Annotated in this window: 3 protein-coding genes; 2 read left to right on the forward strand and 1 reads right to left on the reverse strand. The window is 71.3% G+C overall.

All coding sequences use genetic code 11. From position 1 onward, the window contains the following. The first annotated feature begins 1,636 nt into the window (after window positions 1-1,636). Both J4573_RS51780 and J4573_RS51785 read left to right on the forward strand, forming a co-directional pair. A complete protein-coding gene (locus J4573_RS51780; protein WP_208263859.1) occupies window positions 1,637-2,227 on the forward strand; it encodes an LOG family protein in 591 nt (196 codons plus the stop codon). 383 nt (window positions 2,228-2,610) lie between these two features. Then, window positions 2,611-3,924 carry an alkaline phosphatase PhoX gene (locus J4573_RS51785; RefSeq protein ID WP_208263860.1) on the forward strand — a complete coding sequence of 438 codons (1,314 nt, stop codon included), beginning with the start codon at window positions 2,611-2,613 and terminating at the stop codon, window positions 3,922-3,924. 33 nt (window positions 3,925-3,957) lie between these two features. Here J4573_RS51785 and J4573_RS51790 read toward each other — a convergent pair whose 3' ends face one another. Next, window positions 3,958-4,248, reverse strand: a complete 291-nt coding sequence (locus J4573_RS51790; protein ID WP_243774970.1) for a hypothetical protein — start codon at window positions 4,246-4,248, stop codon at window positions 3,958-3,960. Between the last annotated feature and the right edge of the window lie 1,752 nt (window positions 4,249-6,000).

Below are 6,000 nucleotides of genomic sequence, written 5' to 3' on the forward strand. Positions count from 1 at the left end.
CGCCCACCCCCGAGCCACGACCGCCCACCCCCGAGCCCCGACCGCCCGGCGCAGAGCCGGGGTCGCCTGAGAACGCGCTGGAATCGCCGGGGGCCGAGTCAGCACTGCCCGAGCCAGGCGCGTTCAGGCTCCGGCCGATGCCGTCCGCGCTCGAGCCAGGGCCGTCCGGAACGGAGCCAAGGACGCCAGGACCCGCGCTGAGACCGCCCGAAACCGAGGCGGAATCGCCTGAACTAGCCGCGTTCGAGCCCCGGCCGGTGCCGCCCGGGCCCGCGCCAGGACCGTCCAGCGCAGGGCCAGGACTGCCTGTGGTCGTGCTGGTGCCGACGGGTGCTGAGCCACGGCCGCCCGAGCCGGGTGCGTTCGGTTCCTGGCCGATGCCGCCCGGCGCCGAGCCAGGGTCGCCCGGCGCGTAGCCAGGCTCGCCTGAGCCGGGTGTGTTGGGTTCCTGGCCGGCGTCGCCGGGGCTCGCGCCGGACTCGTCCGGCGCTGGGCCAGGCCCACCCTGGTCCGCGCGCGGACCACTGGGGGCTGAGGCAGGGCGGCCCGAGCCGGGTGCGTTCGGGGCCTGGCCGGTGCTGCCCGGACCCGCGCCAGGGCCGCCCTGCGCGGAGCCAGAGCTGCTTGGGGCGGCGCCGGTGGGTGAGGCGGGCCCGTCCGAGCCAGCCACGTTCGGAGTCCGGCTGGTGTCGCCCAGGCCTGCGCCAGGATCGTCCGGGGCGGGGCCAGGGCTGCCTGGGACCGTGCTGGGGCCGCTGGGGGCTGAGGCGGGACCTGCCAGGGGTGAGTTGGGGGCGCCCCGGGGTGTGCCGGGGGTGTTCGAGGGGCGGCCGGTATCAGTTTGTGGCGGGCCGGGCGTGCTTGTGGACCAGCCGGGGTCGCCTGGGGGTGCGCTGGGGGATTCCTTGGGCTGGGCGGGGGTGTTGGTGGAACGGGCGGGGGGCTGGGGCTGGATGGGGGTGTCTCGGCGCCAGCCAGAGGCGTCGTCTTGGGCCTGTTCTAGGAGGGCCAGGCGGGACTGGGCTCGGGCGAGCCAGCCGGGGACTGCGTCGGCCAGGTGGATGCCGGGCTCGGCGCCGGTGAACAGGACGCGGGCGGCGTTGTTGACCTGCCGGATCACGCCGGACAGGTCGGCCGCCAGTACGGGGTAGGGAGCGAGTGTCCACAGGGGGCCGTCTGGCCCATCGGTCTCAAGGGCGGCGTCGCCAGGCCGTTGCACGCCGTCGCCAGGTCGCTGCACGAAGCCGTTCAACCCGCTGCTCCGGTGGATGTGGGGGGCTTCACCGTCAATTGCTCTTGCGGGGGGTGGTGAGATTCTCGACTCTATCCGGGCCGGTCCTTTTCTTCGGAGGTTCGAATCCATCGAAACCCAGCACCCTAAGATCGTCTTTCTGTAAAGGCGGCATTTCTGGGGCAAATTGGGTCAAATCAATGAGGAAGTCGTTCCAATATCGACAGCAGGGAAGGGTGGCGCGGTCGTCCGAAACCGTCGGCGCTGTAAGGCCTGAGGGGCTTGCCGTGCGGGCAGGGTCGTCGCGCCGGGACCGGGGTCGTCGCGCGGCGCACAGTGCGGCAAGCTGTACAGGCTGTCCGCCCGATCGCCGGGCGCCCGCGAAGGAAGGGGAGCCCACACCCGATGAGCCTTGCCGTCTGCGTTTTCTGCGCCTCCAGCTCCAGGATCGACCCCAAGTACATCGAGCTCGCCACCGAGGTCGGCACGGAACTGGCCGGTCGCGGCCACACCCTGGTCAGCGGCGGGGCACAGGTCTCCTGCATGGGCGCCGTCGCGCGGGCCGCCCGCGCCGGCGGCTCCCGTACGGTCGGCGTCATCCCCGAGGGCCTGGTCAGCGTCGAGATCTCCGACGAGGACAACGACGAGCTGATCGTCACGCCCGACATGCGCAGCCGCAAGGGCGAGATGGACCGCCTCAGCGACGCGTTCCTGGTGCTGCCCGGCGGGATCGGCACGCTGGAGGAGCTGTTCGAGGTCTGGACCGCCCGCGTCCTGGACATGCACCAGAAGGCCGTGGTGATCCTCGACCCGTACGGCGTCTACGACCCGCTCCGCGACCTCATGCAGAGCCTCCTGGACGCCGGCTTCGCCCGCGCCAAGATCTTTGACGCGATCGGCTGGACCGCATCGGTGTCCGAGGCGTTCGACCTCCTGGAGCGCTCCCAGCCGCGCATCCAGCCGACCGCCGAGGACTACGCCGAGTCCGAGCTCTAACGGACTACGTCGAGTCTTGGCTCTGGTGGGCCACGTCGAGTCTGACCTCTGACGGACTACTCCGAGCGCTGACTCTGGCGAACCCCGGCTGAGGGCGAGCTTTGACGGACTACGGCGAGTCCCCAGTCCGCTGGACTTGCCGAGTCCAGGTTTTGGCGGGCTATGGCGAGTCTGGACTCTGGGTGGATCACGCAGAGGTTTGGCTCTGGCGGACTATGCAGAATGTGCGCTTTGGGGGTGTGCTGCAATACCAAGGGGCTCAGAAGTTGTTCTGAACGGGCTTGGTGCCTCCCGGTTTGCCGACCCGCCCCCGGTCGTTCACCGCGAGTTCAAGCGGAAAAGCAAGGCTCCGGCGTGATCCCCTCACGTGAAGGAGTCCCCTCATGTCCGTGTCCCGTCGCGGGGTCATGAAGGGCGGGGCTGCCGGAGCCCTGTCCATCGCCCTGGCCGGAAGCACCGAGTCCGTCTTCCAGACCTCCGCCGGGGCCGACGTGGGCGAGGCCTACGGTTACGGCCCGCTGGTCCCTGATCCGAAGGGCATTCTCGACCTGCCCAAGGGTTTCTCTTACAAGATGCTCTCGATCGAGGGCGACCCCATCAGCCCGGGTGTCGTCGTACCGGGCCACCACGACGGAACGGCCACGTTCCCCGGAGGCAGGCCGCACACCACGCGCCTGGTGCGCAACCACGAGCAGAGCAACAACGGCACCCGGGCGGTAGCGCCGTCCAACCTGACCTATGACCCGGCGGCGAATGGCGGTACGTCCACTCTTGAGGTGGACCGCAACGGGAACCTGCTCTCGCAGTACGTGAGCCTGGCGGGCACGTCCACCAACTGCGCGGGCGGGCGTACGCCCTGGGGAACGTGGCTTACCTGTGAGGAGACCGAGGGCTTTACCGGGGAGACCAAGAGCCACGGCTGGGTCTTCGAGGTCGATCCCCGGGGCAGGCGTACCAAGCCCGTACCGCTGACCGCTCTAGGCCGCTTCGCCCACGAAGCCGTCGCGGTGGACCCGCACACGCACATCGCCTACCTCACGGAAGACGCCTCCAAGCCGTTCGGCCTCTTCTACCGCTTCACGCCCAAGGCTCACCGCGGCGACTATCACACCTACCTCGCGGGCGGCACGCTCGAGGCGATGTACGTCCCGGACGTGCCCGACCTGTCCGCCGTTCAGGAGCCGGGCAAGCGGTTCCGCGTCCAGTGGGTCAAGGTCCCCGACCCGTCCGCCGCCGCGACCTCCACCCGCAAGCAGCTCGAGAAGATCACCCGCAGCCAGAAGCTCGAGGGCGCCTGGTGGGGGCACGGCAAGGCGTACTTCGTGTGCAGCTACTCGCACAAGTCCGACGGCGGCGCCGCCGACCACGCCGGCCAGGTCTGGACGTACGACCCGCACTCGCGCACGATCGAGCTCCAGCTGGTCTTCAAGCCCGGCGGGCGGTTCGACGGGCCGGACAACATCACCGTCTCCCCGTACGGCGGCGGCGTGATGCTGGCCGAGGACGGCGACGGTGAGCAGCACCTGATCGGCACCACCCGGCACAACAAGCCGTTCGCGATGGCACGCAACGCCTTCAACGACAGCGAGTTCACCGGCGTGACGTTCTCGCTGGACGGGCGGATCCTCTTCGCCAACCGCCAGGAGGGCCCCGGCGTGACGTTCGCGATCACCGGCCCCTGGCATCGCTTGCACTAAGTAACGCTTGCACTAAGTAAAAGGCCGGCGGTGTCAGGCCAACCCGCGCCGGGACACCGCCGGCTCCCGCAAGCCCCTGATCGCCAAGACCATCTCGACCACCTGCCGGACTTCCCCCACCAGAGCGTCCGGCACGCGGAAAACAGAAGCCCCCAGCCACGCGTAAACGGCCACCGCCGCCGTCGTGGTCTCGGTCACCATGACCGGCTTCCCCGCAGCCACAAGAGCCTCGACCTCACCGGCCCCAGGCGACGTTCCGGCGTCGACCACGCCCTCCGGCACCGCCGCGCCGAACGACAGGACCCTCCGGTCATGCAGCTCCATGCCACCGAGCATGGCACGATCGTCATGCGAAGGCGTAGACAGATCGGAGCATGATCGTGGTTGTGGTCCTCGTCCTGGCCGGCCTGGCGGTCTTGGGCGCCGTCGTCGTGCTCGCCATGGGCCGGGGCGGCGAGCTGGCCGAGACCCATCCCGACTACCCGGAGCTCCCTCTCCCCACCGCCCGCCCCATCACCGGCACCGAGGCCGCCCTCCTCAAACTCCCGCGCGGCCTGTGGGGCTACCAGGTCGGTTTCACCGACGAGGCCATCCACCGCCTCGCCTACTCCCTGGCCGAGCGCGAATCCCGCATGGCCCTGCTGGAGCAGCAACTGGCCGACCTCCGCTACCAACTGGGCGAACCTGCCGTGACCCCAGAGGGCGCCTGGACCCAGTCCGGCCTGCGCCTGGAAGTGGACCCCTCCCTCCAGGAAGCCCTGCAGGACGACCCGGCCCCCACATTCGCCCCACCCGACCCTGGCCACGCCCCACCCCAGCCCACCCGTACAGACGAGCCCCGCCCCGCAGCCGCCCCGCACGCGGCTGACGAGGCTGGCGCAGAAGGCCCGGGCCCGTCGTCGAACGCAGCTGACCTCCGTACGCCCGAGCCCGGCGTGGCTGACCTCCATGCGCCCGAGCCCGGCGTGGCTGAGGTCGCCTTCGAGTCGCCGCCCACGGACGCCCCCGCGACCCCCGACGCGAGCGCGGCGCAGCCCGCAGGACTCGCGGACGAAGCGTCTGGCGCCGCGCCCGGCATGGCGGATGCGGGCGAGGCTGCGAATCGGCCGCCCGCGCCTGGCGAGCCGGTGCCCGAGGGCGGTGTGGTGCCGGGGACGGCTGATCCGCATACGCTCGCCGCAACTGATCCGCAGGCGCCCGGCGCGACTGCCCCGCATGCACCCGGTGGGATGCCAGGAGCGGATGCGGCAGCTGGAATGCCCGGAGCACATGAGGCCAGCGAGACCCGTGGTCCTGGAGCGACTCCGACGCCTGGCGCGGCGGGCGGAGCGCAGGGCGCAGGTGAGGTACGCGTGGCAGACCTGCCTCCCGAGGCGTCCGGAACCTCTCCTGCGGACGCGGCCGGTGGAACGTCCGGGCCGGTCGTGGCAGCTGGGACGTCCAACCTCTCAGCGGGTGGATCGACCGGCGAGGCGCGTGGCGTTCAGGCGCCAGAGGGTGGTGGGGCGCCCGCGGTGGATGATGCGACTGCGGCTGGAACGACGCCGAGTCCGGACGCGCCAGGTGAGGCGCCTGGGCCGTATGGCATGGGCGGGACCTCTGGAACTGGCGCGGCGCCTGGGTCTGGCGCGGCAGGTGGCGCGGCTGGTGGTGCGTCGGGTGCAGGTGATGCGCGTACGGCGAGTCTGCCTGCCGAGGCTTCTGGGAGCTCTGTCGCGGGCATGGCCGATGGCTCGTCGGGGCCGGGTGTGACAGGTGAGGCGTCCGATCCCTCTGCGGGTGGATCGGCTGGCGACGTGCGCGGCGTTCAGGCGCCTGAGGGTGGCGTGGCGCCGGGGGCGCATGAGGCGGCTCACGCGGGTGCGGCCGCTGCGACGCCGGGGATGAACGTGCCGGGTGCGACGCGCGGAGCGCATGAGGCTAGTGAGGTCGGCGGGGCCGGTGCGGCTGGTGGGGCGCCTGGGGCAGGTGCTGCGCGTGCGGCGGGTCTGTCTGCTGATGACTCTGGTGCGGGCGTGACCGGTGGGGCGTTTGGGGCGGGTGTGGCCCCGGAGGCTGGGGTTGCGCCGGAGTCTG

The sequence above is a fragment of the Actinomadura barringtoniae genome (assembly GCF_017573505.1).
Classification (GTDB): domain Bacteria; phylum Actinomycetota; class Actinomycetes; order Streptosporangiales; family Streptosporangiaceae; genus Spirillospora; species Spirillospora barringtoniae.